The 15,761-nt window shown below is 49.9% G+C and carries 14 protein-coding genes; 4 read left to right on the top strand and 10 right to left on the bottom strand.

Features of this window, described 5'->3' with window-relative positions:
- From FPE01S_RS23065 to FPE01S_RS23030, 8 genes are all read right to left on the bottom strand, one after another.
- On the bottom strand, window positions 1–1,227 hold the full coding sequence (locus tag FPE01S_RS23065) for an efflux RND transporter periplasmic adaptor subunit (protein ID WP_046371475.1): 1,227 nt from the start codon (window positions 1,225–1,227) through the stop codon (window positions 1–3).
- Window positions 1,205–2,458: a TolC family protein gene (locus tag FPE01S_RS23060; RefSeq protein WP_046371474.1), complete on the bottom strand. Its 1,254-nt coding sequence runs from the start codon at window positions 2,456–2,458 to the stop codon at window positions 1,205–1,207. Before FPE01S_RS23060 ends, FPE01S_RS23065 begins: the two co-directional genes overlap by 23 nt.
- A complete protein-coding gene (locus FPE01S_RS26380) occupies window positions 2,442–4,349 on the bottom strand; it encodes an efflux RND transporter permease subunit (protein ID WP_046371473.1) in 1,908 nt (635 codons plus the stop codon). The genes FPE01S_RS23060 and FPE01S_RS26380 overlap by 17 nt, the downstream gene beginning before the upstream one ends.
- Window positions 4,346–5,644: an efflux RND transporter permease subunit gene (locus tag FPE01S_RS26375; protein WP_046371472.1), complete on the bottom strand. Its 1,299-nt coding sequence runs from the start codon at window positions 5,642–5,644 to the stop codon at window positions 4,346–4,348. The genes FPE01S_RS26380 and FPE01S_RS26375 overlap by 4 nt, the downstream gene beginning before the upstream one ends.
- Window positions 5,645–6,268 (bottom strand): DUF3347 domain-containing protein, encoded by a 624-nt coding sequence (locus FPE01S_RS23045; RefSeq protein ID WP_052956120.1) that lies wholly within the window; start codon window positions 6,266–6,268, stop codon window positions 5,645–5,647. It lies immediately after the preceding gene.
- A 109-nt stretch (window positions 6,269–6,377) separates the two neighbouring features.
- Window positions 6,378–6,779, bottom strand: coding sequence for an HYC_CC_PP family protein (locus FPE01S_RS23040; RefSeq protein ID WP_046371471.1), 402 nt, complete (start codon window positions 6,777–6,779; stop codon window positions 6,378–6,380).
- An 86-nt stretch (window positions 6,780–6,865) separates the two neighbouring features.
- Window positions 6,866–7,735: an SDR family oxidoreductase gene (locus FPE01S_RS23035; RefSeq protein WP_046371470.1), complete on the bottom strand. Its 870-nt coding sequence runs from the start codon at window positions 7,733–7,735 to the stop codon at window positions 6,866–6,868.
- Window positions 7,736–7,809: 74 nt separating this feature from the next.
- The gene (locus tag FPE01S_RS23030) at window positions 7,810–8,631 is read right to left on the bottom strand and encodes a helix-turn-helix domain-containing protein (RefSeq protein WP_046371469.1); all 822 of its coding nucleotides are present in this window, start codon (window positions 8,629–8,631) and stop codon (window positions 7,810–7,812) included.
- Window positions 8,632–8,723: 92 nt separating this feature from the next.
- Here FPE01S_RS23030 and FPE01S_RS23025 point away from each other — a divergent pair, with 92 nt between their 5' ends.
- From FPE01S_RS23025 to FPE01S_RS23015, 3 genes are all read left to right on the top strand, one after another.
- A complete protein-coding gene (locus FPE01S_RS23025; RefSeq protein WP_046371468.1) occupies window positions 8,724–9,578 on the top strand; it encodes a helix-turn-helix domain-containing protein in 855 nt (284 codons plus the stop codon).
- Between the two features lie 108 nt (window positions 9,579–9,686).
- Entirely contained in the window at window positions 9,687–11,009 is a 1,323-nt protein-coding gene (locus FPE01S_RS23020; RefSeq protein ID WP_245624050.1) for an amidohydrolase, read from the top strand.
- Between the two features lie 11 nt (window positions 11,010–11,020).
- Window positions 11,021–11,692 carry an ankyrin repeat domain-containing protein gene (locus FPE01S_RS23015; protein WP_052956119.1) on the top strand — a complete coding sequence of 224 codons (672 nt, stop codon included), beginning with the start codon at window positions 11,021–11,023 and terminating at the stop codon, window positions 11,690–11,692.
- Window positions 11,693–11,710: 18 nt separating this feature from the next.
- Here FPE01S_RS23015 and FPE01S_RS23010 read toward each other — a convergent pair whose 3' ends face one another.
- Window positions 11,711–12,163 (bottom strand): DUF2147 domain-containing protein, encoded by a 453-nt coding sequence (locus FPE01S_RS23010; protein ID WP_046371466.1) that lies wholly within the window; start codon window positions 12,161–12,163, stop codon window positions 11,711–11,713.
- Window positions 12,164–12,371: 208 nt separating this feature from the next.
- Between FPE01S_RS23010 and FPE01S_RS23005 the strand changes: the two genes are divergently transcribed.
- Window positions 12,372–13,067, top strand: a complete 696-nt coding sequence (locus FPE01S_RS23005) for a hypothetical protein (RefSeq protein WP_046371465.1) — start codon at window positions 12,372–12,374, stop codon at window positions 13,065–13,067.
- 15 nt (window positions 13,068–13,082) lie between these two features.
- Here FPE01S_RS23005 and FPE01S_RS23000 read toward each other — a convergent pair whose 3' ends face one another.
- Window positions 13,083–15,761 (bottom strand): MGH1-like glycoside hydrolase domain-containing protein, encoded by a 2,679-nt coding sequence (locus tag FPE01S_RS23000; RefSeq protein WP_046371464.1) that lies wholly within the window; start codon window positions 15,759–15,761, stop codon window positions 13,083–13,085.

Here is a 15,761-nt window from a genome sequence, read left to right as displayed (position 1 = left end):
CTATTGCTTTTTTTGACTGTCCGTCGAAAGGAAACTCTCACTATCCACCAGGTACCAGGCATTTTCGGCCAACAGCCAATCGCCAATCGGCGTTAGTACCTGTACCCAGCCTTCAGCTTCAATTCCGGTTCTCACTGTTTGAGGAACGAAAGCTGTTTTTTCTTTTCTGAACACGATACTGTTATTTCCGGATCGCCAAACGGCTTTTTGAGGTATCCACCATCCGGATGGATGCACCAGGGGAATGGTTGCACTGACGATTTGTCCCGGCAGGAGTCCGCTGTTCCTCAGGTAAACCCTGGCCAGCGTGAAGTTTTCACCGGAATTGACAACCGGCTGGATCAGCCCGATAAACCCGGGTATTAATTTCTCCGGTTGTCCTTCGGCGCGGATCAACAGCTTTGAACCGTTTTTGATGTGGGCTGCCTGTTCCGGCCGCAATGCGAAAGCCGCTACGAGGTCTTTCTCCTGGTAGATGGTATACAGCGATTGTCCTGCACTGATATACTGCCCCTCCCGCAGCATGACCGGTGGTGCTGTGATTTTGGCGGTACCATCACTGTTCGAAGTTTCTGCGGCAGAGCCATTCATCTGGTTCATCTCATCAGCACCGGATACATTAAGGGACCTTATGGTGGGTATACCCGCAATTGCAGCTGCCTGTTTTTCGAGGATATAGCCATCGGCGTTGCTGTACACAGGCACACGGTACAACACATTCCCTGTTCTGATCAGCTGATCGATCTGCCCCGGCAGCATGCCCAATAACAGTAATCGCTGCCTTGCCCGCTGCAACAGATCACCAGCATTACCGGATTGGGAGATGTACAACAGCTCGCGTTGTGCTGCCGCGAGTTCCGGAGCATAGATTTCAAGGATGCGCTGCCCTTTCTTCACAGGCTGGAAATTATATTTCACGTAAAGCTTCTCGATCCGGCCGTTTACCCTGCTGGAAATGCTGGTTTCATTCCTGGTATCATAAGTGACCGTTCCCCTGATGGTTACGGAAAACACCTTCATGCCGGAATCGGGTTGTATCACCGGTATGCCGGAACTGATCCGAATAGTTACCGGCTGCGCTGCCGCGATGATATTGCTGTCGATGCGCAGGTCATGTTTAGCGGCGTGGCCACTTTTCTCCGGCTCGCGGTCTTTGATTTTGCAACCCGCCAGTGCCGATAGCAACAGCGCCATAAATAAGATGTTACCGGTATAGTGCTTTTTCATATTCAATGATCATTTCATACAATTTCAGTTTGTCATCCAGCACCGTCATCTGCATCATGGTCAGCGCCTCCCAGGAATCAATTACCTGTGTCAGCTGCATCCTGTTTTCCTGGTAAGTGATGAAGTTCGCATCCAGCGCCTGTTTCAAGGCAGTGATCACTTTGTCTTCCGTTGCTTTTACCCTGGTCTGCATGGTTTGGATCTCATACTGCATACCGTACAGCATTCCCTGGGTTTCCTGCAGCATAGCGGATCTTTCCTTCTGCATGCTCTCAATATTGAGCTGCATCGATTTTATTTCCGATTTGTACATCCTGGAAGCCCATGGTGCTATCGGGATAGTTGCCATGCCCATAATGCTGAAAGCAGTCGGCATACCGGATCCCAGTGGGTACATGTTGTCATACCGGATCCGGAAGTCGGGTTTCTTCTGCATTTTCATGCTTTCGATATTCAGGGTCATCGAACGGATGCTTTCATCCATTCTAAACACATCTTTCCGGATGCCGGACAGTGCCAGCGTATCATAGGTAGTCATAGGATTGAATAAGGGCTGATAGGTGGTATCGATGTCGAAAGAATCATTACCTGCTGCGTTCATCAGGCTGTTGAGCCACGCCCTGGCTTTGGCTATTTCCCCCTGTTGCATCCGGATCATGTTGCGGTTCTCCTCGATCCCGGCATTGGCCTTGTACACATTTCCCAGTGGGGATTGGTTATAGGGATAACGGACCTCTTCAATTTTCTTCATCATCACGAGCAACTTCTCATTCTCCTCCAGCACACTTATCCGTTTGCCGGCAATCAGCCAGTTGCTGTACAATCGCCTGGCCTGCGATTTCAGGTCATTAAGCGTGATATCCCGCGTTGCACGATCGACGTTGCCCTGCGAGGCGATAAAGCGTTTTTTTGCCGCCAGCTTTGCCGGATTCGGAATGTCCTGTTCGATCTGCAGCATCAGGTTGCCCTTGTCCCGCGTGTCCATGATTTCCTGGCCGGGATAAGGTGTCATAAAGGTGCCGACGCCTACCATCGGGGGCATCCACGCAGTAGCGGCATCCGCGGTGTATTTATAGCTTTCTGCTTTCAGCGCGAAGGACTGTAACAGTACATTATTGCGCTCGATCCGCTGCAGTATCGTGTCTAGCGGCAGCACCGGTGTCTCCTGCGCCAGCAATTGCAACGGCAGCAGGAGCAGCAGCGACGCCGCGTATTCAGTGATGTACTTCATGTAATTGTAGTTTACCATATTTGCGCAGTTCATATTCTTTGGTCATCAGGAAGATCAGTGGCGTTACCAGCAGGATATGGGTGGACGACGTGAGTACACCACCGATCATCGGCAATACGATCGGTTTCATCACATCGGTACCTACCCCTGTTGCCCACAATACCGGTACCAGGCCGAACAGGGAAACACATACGGTCATCAGCTTCGGCCTTAACCGTTTGGCTGCCCCCATGATCACATACTGCCTGAGGTCTTGCGCACTGATAGTTTCCTTCGAATTGCCTTTCTGTTTCACCAACTGGTGCATCGCGTCGTTGAGGTAGATCACCATTACGATACCAGTCTCCACGGCGATGCCAAAAAGGGCGATAAATCCAACGGCTACGGCAACAGACAGGTTCACACCCCAGAAATAGATCATGTAGGCACCGCCGATCAGCGCAAAGGGAACCGTGATCAGGCTCAGGAAAGCTTCACGGATAGAATTAAAGGCAAAGTAGAGTGAAAAGAAAATGATCAGCAATACGATGGGTGCAATCCACAACAGGGTTTGTTGCCCCCGGATCAGGTTTTCATATTGCCCGCTCCATTCTACATAGTACCCGGCTGGCAGAATGCCATTGGCCTCGTTCATTCGTTGTATCGCCTCCTGCACCGTACTGCCCAGGTCTCTTTCCCGCACATTGAACAGGACGGCTCCCCTCAACATCGCATTCTCAGAAGTGATCATCGGCGGACCATCTTCGAAACGAATGTCTGCTACCGCAGCTAACGGCACTTCTCCAAATTCGGGCGATAGCAGCGGAATGCGTTTGATCCGTTCGACGCTATTCCTGTAATCCTGGGCCAGTCGCACATTGATGGAGAAACGCTTTCTGCCTTCCACGGTATTGCCGATAGAGGCACCTCCAAGGGCTGACTCCACCAGCTGGTTCACACCTTCGATGTTCAGTCCGTATCGGCTGAGCTCTTCCCGGCGGGGATGGATGGAAAGGTATTTACCCCCGGTCACTGGTTCAACATACAGGTCACGGATGCCCGGCGTTCCTTCCAGCACTTTCCTTACACGTTCGGATACAGCTGCCAGGGTATCGAGGTTCTGTCCGTAAACTTTAACACCCACATCGGTACGGATACCGGTTGACAGCATGTTGATGCGGTTGATGATCGGTTGCGTCCATCCGTTCACTACGCCCGGGATCTGGAGTTTGGTATCCAGTTCGTTGATGATATCTTTTTTGGTAATGCCCGGCCGCCAGTCCGTTTTTGGTTTCAGCATGATGATGGTTTCAATCATACTGATGGGTGAATTATCGGTTGCGGTACCCGCGCGCCCAGCTTTGCCCAGCACTTTATCCACTTCCGGCACCGTCTTGATGAGCTTGTCCTGCACTTGTAGAATGCGCTTTACTTCCGAATTTGAAATATCAGGAAGGGTGACCGGCATAAACAGGATACTCTGTTCATCCAGGGGCGGCATGAATTCTGTTCCCAATCCCCTGAGCAACGGAATGGTAATCACCAGTGCGATGATGTTGATCGCAAGCGTTGTTTTCCGCCATTTCAGTACAGCCTTGATAAGGGGTGTATACAGCTTTTCCAGCAGGCGGTTCACCGGGTTGGCATTGTCGGGCCGAAACTTCCCTTTCATAAAAAAGGAAATCAGTACCGGCGCCAGGGTGATCACCAGGAGCGCATCCACCAGGAGGATAAAGGTTTTCGTAAAAGCCAGCGGGTGAAACAGCTTTCCTTCCTGCCCGGTCAGCATAAATACGGGAAGAAAAGACGTAATGATGATCACGGTCGCAAAGAAAACCCCACGGGAAACCTGCTTGCTCGAACTTTCGATCACCTTCAGCCTTTCTTCCTCTGAAATCCAGGGTGTTTTCATGTTCTTTCTTCTTTTAGTGATGACTCTTGCCAGCGTTCATACTTTTCTGCGAGGTGTTTGTAGGCATTCTCGCTCATGATGATGCCATTATCTACAATCACCCCGATGGCCAGTGCAATACCGGTCAGCGACATGATATTGGAGGAAATCCCGAAGGCATTCAGCAGGATAAAACTGATGGCAATGGTGATGGGGATCTGGATGATGATGCTCAGTGCGCTTCGCCAGTGAAACAGGAAGACCAGTACCACGAGTGAAACAACGATCATTTCTTCGATCAGTGTCTTTTTTATCGAGCTGATCGATTCACTGATCAATTCGCCGCGGTCATATACTATATCGAATGTTACGCCCTCGGGAAACCCTTTGGCCACTTCCTGCATCTTTACTTTTATCCTGTCGATCACGGCGGCTGCATTTTCTCCATAGCGCATCACCACGATGCCCCCTACCCGCTCTCCTGCTCCGTCTTTATCAAAAATGCCCAGCCTGCTTTCACCCGTCATCTGTACGGTGGCCACATCGGCCACGCGGATGGGAATACTCTTTTGAGTTGTCACCGGGATATTTTCGATTTCTTCGATTGACTGCAGGTAACCAGATGTTTTAATGATATAACCGATATCACTCAGCTCGAATTTTCTTCCACCGGATTCATTGTTGTTGTTCCGTATGGCATTGATCACATCTGCAACCGAAAGCCGGTAATAGAGTAGTTTATTGGGATTGACGGTCACCTGGTATTGCTTCTGAAAGCCACCGAAAGAGGCGATCTCACTAACTCCTTCCACATTCTGCAGGGCGAACTTCACATACCAGTCCTGTAATGCCCGCTGCTCTCCCAGGTCCATCTGTGGTGCATCGAGGGTATACCACAGGATGTGGCCTACGCCGGTGCCATCGGGCCCTAACTGCGGTGTGGCGCCTGCGGGTAAGGAACGGGAAATGGTACTCAGCTTTTCCAGGACCCGCGATCTTGCCCAGTAGATATCGACGTCGTCGTTGAAGATGACATAGATAAAGCTCATGCCGAACATGGAAGTGCCGCGAACGTATTTGATCCGGGGCAACCCCTGCAGGTTGGTGACAAGCGGATAGGTGATCTGGTCCTCGATCAGCTGCGGGCCGCGTCCCATCCATTCCGTAAAGACGATCACCTGGTTTTCCGATAGATCAGGAATGGCATCAATGGGGTTTTGCTTCACGGCAAATATGCCCCATGCCAGCAATACTGTGGCCAGCATCAGTACGATGAACCTGTTTTTTAACGACCACGCGATGAGTTGGTGAACCATTTATTGAATTTTTTCTTCTACTATGCCACAATTCGGCATTTTACTGCCGTAATAGGGATTGATGATGTCCGCATGCTCACTTAACCAGCCGGCGCCCTTGTGTTCATTAAACATCGGGCAGAAATCATGATAAAGCGTTCTCCCGCTACCAAAGGCTTTGGCGATATCGTAGACATCTTCGCTCATCATGGCAAAATGTTCGCGCTGGTGACCGATTTTGCTTTTACTGATGTGTTCAGCATGCTCTTTCAGGTCGTCTTCAATGCCTTCATAAAGCTTTTTCTGTTCGGCTGTAAACAGTGATTTGTCCAGCTTTTTCAACATCTCCGACATTGCTGAACTGGCCTCTTCGGCAGCATCGGCGTCATCCCTGGCCAGTGAATTTTTTATTTGCAGGTAGCGTTCGATAATGGCGTTGACAGACGTAGCCAGCTTCGGATCTACGTCGGTGAATGTTGCAGCAACAAGCTTCAGGTCCTGGTCATTCACCGCATTGGATGGTGCCAAAGGATCCTGAATTGCCTGCTCGCCGGTGTTGTCTCCGGCTTTGTTGTCAGGAATGTTGTTGCAGGAAAGGAAAGCCCATGAAAGAAGGGCTACGAAAGCTGTGGCCAGCTTATACATGGTAAATAGTTTATAGTGAGAAATCCGGGTAATGTGAACAGCCGGAATTGACCGGCGGGAAATGCCGATAACCCGACAGAATTGTCCGGCTAATCAGTCAGAAACAAACTTAAATGCGGAAAGTACAGTTGCGGAGGTATACAGCGACAGCGCTACATCGTGGTGGAGCATTGCTCACAGGGTTCTGCTCCGCGATAGAAGCCAGCGATGTTTCCGGCAAAATAAAATGGGTCTCAGGTAGCAACGCGACAGTAGCCTGTTGAATATCGAAGCCACTGGCAGCTTTATGATCGTTTTCGACCTTTACCTGCTTGTGTTCATCCTTACAGCAACCATCCCCGATTGCCTTGCCTTTGTCCATACCACATTTACTGCACGTGGCAGCACGCTGATCATGGTGTGACAATCCCCAGTCCACCAGTTTCCCCATGCAGTAATGCAGGTGAACGGTAGCGCCGGTGGATGACCAGGCATACAGAAGGGTGATAATGGCTACGATGAATTTCTTCATGCTGCACAAAAGTAGGAGTAATTCAAATACGGGATCATTCAAATTGAGAAGTTCCCGTATTCGTGTTCATTTTTAACAAGCAGGTATCATTTGAATGCCGACTCGTAATCCAAGACAAACTGGCTGAAGGGAATCACATCCCTGCCCGTAACGCGTTTTACAGTATCGGATACCTCCGTAGCCTCACCCCTTGCATAATGCGCATAGTCTTCAATCAGTCCGCCTACCTGCCATTCCGGAAAACCGGCGGCCCGTAGTGCACTTTCCATTTGTTCCGGTGTCACATCAATGAAACGGATGGTTCTGCCCAGTACCCGTGAAAGTTCCCCGGCCATCTCCTCATGTGTGAGGGCATGAGGACCAGTGATGTTGTAAATTTTGTTTTCATGCCCCGCTTCCGTCAATGCCCGGGTAGCAACAGCCGCGACGTCCCTGGTGTCGACGGCACTGATACCGGCACTACCCACTGCCGCATAAAACCTGTCTTCCTTCGCGATATAGTCTTTGAATGCCAGTAGCCCCTGCATAAACAGGTTGGGCCGAAGGAAGGTATAGGACATTCCCGTTTTCTTTATCGCGTTTTCCACTGCAGCATGGTAACGCAGGAAACGTACGGGGGAATTTTCATCCGCAGCAAACTGCGACAGCTTGACCAGGTACCTCACACCCGCCCTCTCTGCTACGGTCACAAAATTCAGTTGCAGCTGTTCTGCAGCTTCAGAAGAATTCGTCAGCAGGAAAGCTTTTTCGATACCTTCCAGTGCGGGTTTTAATGAAGCTGCATCGGTAAGGTCGCCCACCCGGATGTCAGCCAACGGGTTTTTGGTAAAAAGCGGGTTATTTTCCCGGCTGCGTACCAGGGCCCTGAAAGGGATTTGCATAGCGGCGAGTTGTTGCACTAATTGGGAGCCTATACTTCCGGTTGCACCGGTAATCAGAATCTTTGGATGTGTCATAACATTTTTGTTGTTTTTTTTGATGACACAAAATTGATCCCCTGAAGCCGCGTGAGATTGTAAGAAAACGAAACCTATCCCCTGGGGTTGCAGACGGTTTGCTGGAATTTAAGGTACTGAGCCGGACTTATATGAAGAAAGTGATTGAAGTCGTGAATAAGCTGGCTCTGGTCATAATAACCACATTGATCAATGATTTTGAACCAGTCTGTTTTGGAGTTGCCTTTCGCAGCCATCGATTGCAACAATTCAACCGCTTTCAGGAAGCGCAGGTAGCGGCTGATCGCTTTTGCGGAATACCCAAAGTGTTTTTTGTGCTGCAGTTGAATGGCCCGTTCGGATAAATTGTTTTGTCCGGCAATTGTTTTGATGGCGCCCAGCTCTGGGTTGTCAAATGTTGCCAGCTGACCGGCGATGCCGCTTCTCTCGCGCAGGTAGGGCTGGCAAAAGGCGACCAGCCGGTCAATGATGCCTGCATCGGTACTGATCGTGCAAAGTTCCTGCCACAAGTCTGCAAAACAGTTACTTTCCAATAGCGCGTCAGGATCGGCAACAGTATGTTGCGTAATTACGGCCGTCCCGAAAAACCGGAAAAAAGCATCATCCTTAAAGTTCACCACTATGATCCTTGCACCGGGTGGTAACTGGTAACGGAGGGCCTGGCGGATTGGTCCCGCCACCACGCATTTTTCTACGGGCAGACTTTCTCCCGCTTCCGTCAGAAAGGACGCCGGGCTGCCAAAACTAAAAACCATAATGGTTTGAAAAGAAGGCAGCAGGGTCTGGTAGATGATCTCCTGCGATGCATTTCCACCAAAATAAAAATGGGAGAAGATACCTTCCACTACCTCTGGTACACCCACCCGGTAGCCATAATAACCTTCTTTGAACGCCATAATACGAAGGTAGGCAGCCAATCGGGTTAACTTCTTATTCCTTTATAAATTTCACAAGTACCCTAATTTTATCCCGTTCAACCGGCGACACCATGAAGCGCAACAAAGTTAATTCCTTAGTTCCTGTTATCGGCATCCAGGATTTTCGTAAAGGGCAGGTTGCCGGCCGGGAAGAACTACTCTTCAATGAACTGCACGGTAAACGCGTGATTGAAAAACCTCACCGGCACGATTTCTTCATCATCACACTTTTTGACAAGGCAAACGGCACCCATACCATCGACTCCATCGAACATAGCATCGGTGGCCGCCAGGCGCATGTGCTTTTCCCCGGACAAATGCATAAGTGGGACATCAAAAGCGGCACCATCGGCTACCAGTTGATGATTGAACGCAATTTTTTCGAACAGTTCGCCCCCTATTTCCGGTTCTCTTTTACCAATTACCAGAACCATCCGGTGATCCAGTTATCTGTTGGTGCCTTCCGCCAGTTGCTGTATGAGTTTGAAGCTATCCGTGATGAACTGAAGAACCGGGATTCCCTCATGCACCTGATCAGCGCCCGTGCGGCCGTCATCGCAGCGATCGTCAGCCGGGAAGCAGAGAAAGTATTCGGGGAGTTTAAAGTGTATCAGTCCCAGCCCCGGCTGGCAGCCTTCAATATGCTCATAGACGAACATTTTAAAGAACAGAAATTTGTCAACTTCTATGCGGGGAAACTTCATGTCACGCCCAATTACCTCAACATCCTCTGTAAAAAGAACCTGAAGATTTCCGCTACACAGCTCATACAGCAACGGGTTTGCACAGAAGCCAAGAGATTGTTGCAAAGCACCAGCCTCACGGTAAAGGAAATTGCCTTTGAACTGGGCTTTTCCGACCAGGCTTATTTCTCCCGTTTCTTTAAAGAACAAACCGGCTCCACCCCTTCCGGATTCCGGGAATAGTGATAAATAGTACAAATAATGCGATAAATTCCCCATCTGTTCCAGCGGCGCATTCAGGAACTTTGTACTCAATATCAAAGCTATTCACCGCCAATGGAACAATCAGGCATGTCACGCAAACAGTTTATCCGGAACGCTGCCCTGGGTTTTGCCGGGACGGCCCTTGCCCCCGTAACAGGCAAGGCATTGCCCTTGGGAGAGGCAAAAGGCATGAGCGACAACATTGCGGCAAATCGCTACCGGTTCAAAAATGTTCGCCTGGAGACCGGCTTTGAATTTGATGGCGAAGAAGTGGTGGGCACAAAGACCGGGTTATTTTCCATTGATATTGAAGACGGCAAAATCCGAACGATCAGTTCCAATCGCCCCGAGGAAAATGCTATCGATGCCAAAGGCATGCTGATGTTGCCTTCGTTTAAGGACATGCATATACACCTGGACAAAACCTTCTACGGCGGGCCCTGGCAGGCCGCCAGGAAAAGAACAGGTGGCGTAAAGGGGATGATCGCACTGGAACAAAAGATCCTGCCCGACATGCTGAAGACTTCTACTGCCAAAGCGGAAAAGCTCATTGAATTGCTCCAATCCAAAGGAACAGCCTTCGCGCGGAGCCATGTTAATATCGAGCCGACCTCTAAACTGCAATCCTTAAAAAACCTACAGGCAGCGCTTGACCATAAGAAGAAGGTTTTCGGCGCGGAGCTTGTCGCTTTTCCGCAACACGGGGTTTACTATACCGATTCGGTTCCCTACCTGAAAGAGGCCGCAGCGATGGACATTGATTTCATCGGTGGCCTGGATCCTTTCAGCATTGACGGGGCTATTGAAAAGACGATGGACTTTACAGTACAGCTGGCATTGGACCATCATAAAGGAATTGACATCCACCTGCATGAATCCGGTGACTCAGGTTTAAAAACAGTGGAGTACCTGATCAATAAGGTAAACGAAAATCCATCGTTGAAAGGAAAGACCTATATCAGCCACTGTTTCGTGCTGGGGAAACTGGACTCCGCTAAACAGGAGGCAATTGCAGAACAGCTGGCCGAGGCGCAGATCGGCATTAATTCAACCATCCCTTTCGGGGGACTGATCATGCCGATTCCCACCCTGATGAAACATGGCGTGAAAGTGATGACCGGAAATGACAGCATTATCGATCACTGGAACACTTTTGGTACGGGCAGTGTGTTGCAGAAGGCAAACCTGGCAGCGCAATTATATGGACAGTCAACTGAATTTGGCCTGTCGAGAATGCTGGCCCTCGCCACCGCTGGTCCGGTTCCCCTGACCGATAAGGGCGTGCAGCAATGGCCAAAGCCCGGGGATGTTGCCAACCTGGCCTTCCTCGATGCCAGCTGTTCGGCTGAGGCTGTTTCCAGGGTGTCTCCCGTTGTATCGCTGGTATACCAGGGCAATATTGTGTATTAAAAAGAGCAACGATGCATATAGTCGCTTTACTGCTGGTGTTCAGCGTGACCATTGGCTCCTGCTATTCAACACCAGTTAATGATAACGAAAATTCAGCCATCATGAACAGTAAAGATATCCTGGCCATGGTCAGGCAAAATGATCTGGCCGGTGTGGAAGCTGCGCTGAAAGCCGGTGTGAGCGTTAATACCACGGACAATGGTAAGCGCAACCTGTTGCTCATCGCTGTGAACAACCACCTTACGGAAATGGCAATACTCCTGGTGCGGTACAAGGCGGATGTCAACCAGCAGGCCGATAACCTGGATAGTCCCTTCCTGTATGCCGGGGCAAGCGGACAAACCGAACTGGTGAAACTCTTTATTACGAACGGTGCAAGGTTTGATATCTTCAACCGCTACAATGGCACGGCGCTGATCCCGGCCTGCGAACGGGGACATATAGAAACGGTCCGCCTACTGGCCAATACCAAAGGCTTCCCGATCAATCATGTGAACCGCCTGGGCTGGACTGGGTTAATGGAAGCGATCGTACTGGGAGACGGCAGTAAAAAATACCAGGAGATCGTGCAGATACTGAAAGATGCCGGGGCAAAACTGGATATACCGGATCATGATGGCGTTAAGCCACTCCAACATGCAAAACAAAAAGGCTTTAAAGAGATTGTGGATATTCTGCAGTAGTTTCCCATTCGAACCACATCAGAATTGGGTTCTTGTCCAGGTCTCCGTTCTGCCCAGCAGCGAGATGCCCACATAGCCCCGCACTTTTAAGGTAGCGCTGTTTTGCAGCGACAGGAAGGCGCTGTAGGTTTTTCCGCTTTCAGGATCATACACTTTACCACCGTTCCATTCATCATCATCGAACCGGAAATCCTTTAAGATGAGCAGTCCTATAACCGGCTGGTTTTGCAACCTGGGATCCGGATTCTTTGAATCGACAATAGGCTTGCCATCCTGTTCGGGTTCTTTCAGCCAGACTATTTTTCCATAATACCGTCCTCCGGAAGCGTAGATCTGTATTTTGGCCGGATGGTCTCCTTTCGTCAGCCAGAAACCGACAATGGCATCGGCATTGGTTTGCGCTTTCAGCGGTGTCGTGAAAGACAGTAATAACAGTATCAGTATCGAACTAATCGTTTTGTGAGCACCCATAAACTCCTGGTTACATGCTGTAATCTACAGAAAAGGATAATTAGTGCTGACTGGACGCAGGAAAGTTATTCGTTGGTTTCACTTTGTAATTCAAAGAGCTTTATTATCTTTATTGTATCACAGCTTTTGGACGTAGAATTGATCAGATGAAAACTAAAACCTTCAACGTCGTTACCGCCACTTCCATGGCTTTCACGACCGATACCTTATGAAAAAGTTGCTGTTCTTCATTTTCATTATCACCGGTGACCGCACGAATGCACAATACCAGGTGGATACCAATATTACGGCAGCTTACCGGAAAGTTTTTCAACAGGCACCAGACCATATTCAATCGTTAAAAGATACTGCGTTTCGAAACGGCTTAGGTCTTTTGACCAACATTCATACCGACACCCTGAACAAGGAACACCTAAAGCCGGTTGACACTTCATTACAGATCTTCATTGTCAACAAAGAAACAGGAATAGAAGAACCATTGGCATCCAGTATCGATGAAAACCTGTCCATCACGACAGAGCATCCTGCATGGTTAACCTGCCGTTGCCGGGTTAAAGGTGATACGCTTGAGATCGCCGCCGGACGGGCATTGTTATCAGGGTTCGGTGTTACGGCAAAACTTACCGGCAATAGTGTAACGGCACGTTATAACGAATTCACCAAAATCGCGGCCTTCCGAACCACTAAGTCGGGGAAAATGGTGGACAATTTCGACATACCTGCCACTGTCAGCAACCTTGTTCTTAACAGGAAGTATGAAAAAGGTCAGCAGGAAATTTTTGGAAAGCTATCAGTTACTTCAAGTGGTTTTTTCAGCTATCTGGATGCATCTGCTTTTACTCAAGGCTACCAGCATAAACGCATGCGCCTGGAATTTTACTTTCGCTGTTCTGTTTTGAATTAATCCGGCGATCATTTTCTATTTCCTGGTCAACCGTACCTGATCAATCATAGCCTGGTTAACTTCACCATTCATGTTATCATTCACATCCCGGTACTCGATTAGCAGTTCATGTTTTCCCGCGGTCAGGAAAACCTGTACACTGTTGCTGTAACCCCAGGCCGACCACTCCCCCTTTCCTCTTTGCGGTAATACCAGTACGCCCTTCTTATTACCATCCACCAGCAAGGTCCTTACGGCGCATTTGTTATCCGTATTGGTGGGACCATTTCCATTGGCATACCGGCAATCGATCAGGAAATTGCCATCCTTCTTTACAGTGATGGGGATGACGATCCGCGGGTTGACTGTTACAGTAGTTTCAACAAAACCCTCCCCGGAATATCCCTTATAAGGCAACGCAGCCTTCCCGGCATATTGTTCTGCCTCATAAATGGAAATAGCGCCCGCTGCCGTTACAGATACCGGCTCACTCGCAAAGGAAGGCACATTGTTTTTATCCAAAGCAATAACCTGGTACTCATCAAAACCCGACGCCCGCACCGACAGGATGGTGCCGGTAAGTTGTTTGAACGCCTTACCATTTTTCAGCACCTGGTAACTTGTCGCTCCTGCTATCGTGCCCCACTGCAATTCACCGCTTTCATATTTAATCTCCGGCGCCGGCAACGATGTGTAATTCCCATTGCCGGGCTTGTTGCCGTTCTGAACCAGTCCGCCGGTCATTACGATCTCCACATGATGGGTTCCTGACAAATCCGCCGGAACCTGATGAGACGAAACTTCTTTTCCATCCACAACAAACCGATTTACCACATTGCCGAAACCTTCCAGGTCTATGTTCAGCACAGCATTGCGGTACCGGAAATGATGCAGGCTTCTTTTTCCCTGCAGGGCCTTCGGCACAAAGGGGCGAAAAAGCAGGCCGTCTTCCCTGAACTGCATGCCGAACCATACCTTGTGTACAATGGCGATATTTCCCGCCAGGCTCCATAGCATATTGCTCGAGTTGATCTGCGTACCCAGGAAATCGCCATTCTCAGCAACAAAGTTTTCCTTGTTGGTCGCGAACAACGAAGCCGCCCGGTAGATGGTACTGATGCTTTGCATCACCGCTTCCTCATTGCCGCATTTCGCTGCCGCCAGCATCCAGTAGGCCTGCACAAACGGCCATACGCCATTGTTGTGATAGGGGGGAATATCCGGGATTTGCGGAGCAATACAGGGTATGCCAAAATCCGTTATGGGTGCATTGATCATCATCTGTTGCGCCTGCGCCTGGTCGGCAATATCAAATAAAATACACAGGGCCTCCCCTAATGTTTCCCACCGCGGCGACAGAATCCTGCTGGCACGGCCATACAGGAACTGCCCGTAGTACCGGGCATCTTTCTGCCATAAATAGTTATTGATACCGCGTTTGATGGTCAAAGCCAGCTGCTGATGCTTTTCCGCTGCCGCCTTGTCGCCCAGCAATGCACTCATCCTGCCCAGCACCATATTGGCCCTGTAATGCACGGCGTTGGTACCCAGGTTTTCTGATTCAAAAATATCCACCGGCTGCATCCACCGGGGATAGGTCTGCTCCCTCCAGTCCAGGAAGGAGGACTCACCTTTTACCAGTCCGGTCGCCGGATCATAAACATTCTCCAGGTCATCTTCTACCGAGTTTTTAATGATCTCCTGCGCCTGCCGCAGCCATTCCCTGTCTCCTGTCACTTCATAAATTTCCCAGGCGGCAATGGCCCATACCATCCGGTCAGTCGATACCGGCCAGGCCCCGCCCGTCCCCGTATCCTGGATGATCCTTTTCTTTTTGTTCACCTTGCGCAGCAGGCTGTTCATTGCCACCTGCGGCTGCAGCTGCGCCATCGAAAGGATAATGCTGTAGCTCACATCGCGCGTCCATACACCCGCCCATTCCTTACCGGTACGGAAAGTACTGTCGGGTTCCACGGCATTCAGCATTTCTTCCAGCGACAGGTTATAGTTCGCATCCGAAATCGGGTAAGGGGATTGGTACCGGGGCCAGGCATCCAGGTTCTTTTGCATTGCCCACGAGGCATCTGTCGTTTTCTGCTGGCCAAACGCATTCATGGTCAGGGTCACTTCATAGATCCCGTCCCCATCGGTATCCTGCAGCTGCAGATCCGGGTGGTTTACCAGGTTGTCGAAATCCCAGATCAGCGGCGCCGTACTACCGGCCACATACACGCCCTTGAAATCCTCCTTATAGATTTTCTCTCCTTTAAACGTCGTATAATAACCTGTTGCCGCAAATGCCTGTATCACCTCCCGCATATCCACGCGGATGGTCAGCCGCGTATTGGGTGCGATATATGCACCGGAGGGCTGGTATTGGTCCTGCGCCACCGTGCCGAATTTCAGCAGCGGCGTTGTATAAGCGCCATTTACTGCAACGCAGGCGAGATGGTGATCCGTTCCCGAAACCATCTCATTATCCTTTCCGTTGATACTGAATTTGAAGCTGATGTCCGCGCTCTTAAATAGGTTTGCGGGACTCTCATAATTGGACACGAGCTGCGTACCACTGATCGCTTTCGCCACATAGTTTCCCTGGCGCACGCTGTCTGCATATACGCTATAGGCCTTGTTTTGCCATAAAGGCTTTCCGTTTTGGGCGTTCGATCCCAGGGCTGCCGCAACCAGCATACCCAAAAATACTGTCGATTTCAT

This window comes from Flavihumibacter petaseus NBRC 106054 (genome assembly GCF_000974785.1).
Lineage (GTDB): Bacteria > Bacteroidota > Bacteroidia > Chitinophagales > Chitinophagaceae > Flavihumibacter > Flavihumibacter petaseus.
The sequence above is the reverse complement of the archived record's forward strand: the minus strand, read 5'-3'. Positions and strand labels throughout refer to the sequence as shown.

Excerpts from the sequence above, each read along its gene's own strand:
- FPE01S_RS23035 (WP_046371470.1), bottom strand. The coding sequence starts at position 7,735 with ATGACACATCCAAAGATTCTGATTACCGGTGCAACCGGAAGTATAGGC.
- FPE01S_RS23030 (WP_046371469.1), bottom strand. The coding sequence starts at position 8,631 with ATGGCGTTCAAAGAAGGTTATTATGGCTACCGGGTGGGTGTACCAGAG.
- FPE01S_RS23000 (WP_046371464.1), bottom strand. The coding sequence starts at position 15,761 with ATGAAATCGACAGTATTTTTGGGTATGCTGGTTGCGGCAGCCCTGGGA.
- FPE01S_RS26375 (WP_046371472.1), bottom strand. The coding sequence starts at position 5,644 with ATGGTTCACCAACTCATCGCGTGGTCGTTAAAAAACAGGTTCATCGTA.
- FPE01S_RS26380 (WP_046371473.1), bottom strand. The coding sequence starts at position 4,349 with ATGAAAACACCCTGGATTTCAGAGGAAGAAAGGCTGAAGGTGATCGAA.
- FPE01S_RS23015 (WP_052956119.1), top strand. The coding sequence starts at position 11,021 with ATGCATATAGTCGCTTTACTGCTGGTGTTCAGCGTGACCATTGGCTCC.
- FPE01S_RS23020 (WP_245624050.1), top strand. The coding sequence starts at position 9,687 with ATGTCACGCAAACAGTTTATCCGGAACGCTGCCCTGGGTTTTGCCGGG.
- FPE01S_RS23040 (WP_046371471.1), bottom strand. The coding sequence starts at position 6,779 with ATGAAGAAATTCATCGTAGCCATTATCACCCTTCTGTATGCCTGGTCA.
- FPE01S_RS23065 (WP_046371475.1), bottom strand. The coding sequence starts at position 1,227 with ATGAAAAAGCACTATACCGGTAACATCTTATTTATGGCGCTGTTGCTA.
- FPE01S_RS23010 (WP_046371466.1), bottom strand. The coding sequence starts at position 12,163 with ATGGGTGCTCACAAAACGATTAGTTCGATACTGATACTGTTATTACTG.
- FPE01S_RS23025 (WP_046371468.1), top strand. The coding sequence starts at position 8,724 with ATGAAGCGCAACAAAGTTAATTCCTTAGTTCCTGTTATCGGCATCCAG.
- FPE01S_RS23005 (WP_046371465.1), top strand. The coding sequence starts at position 12,372 with ATGAAAAAGTTGCTGTTCTTCATTTTCATTATCACCGGTGACCGCACG.
- FPE01S_RS23060 (WP_046371474.1), bottom strand. The coding sequence starts at position 2,458 with ATGAAGTACATCACTGAATACGCGGCGTCGCTGCTGCTCCTGCTGCCG.
- FPE01S_RS23045 (WP_052956120.1), bottom strand. The coding sequence starts at position 6,268 with ATGTATAAGCTGGCCACAGCTTTCGTAGCCCTTCTTTCATGGGCTTTC.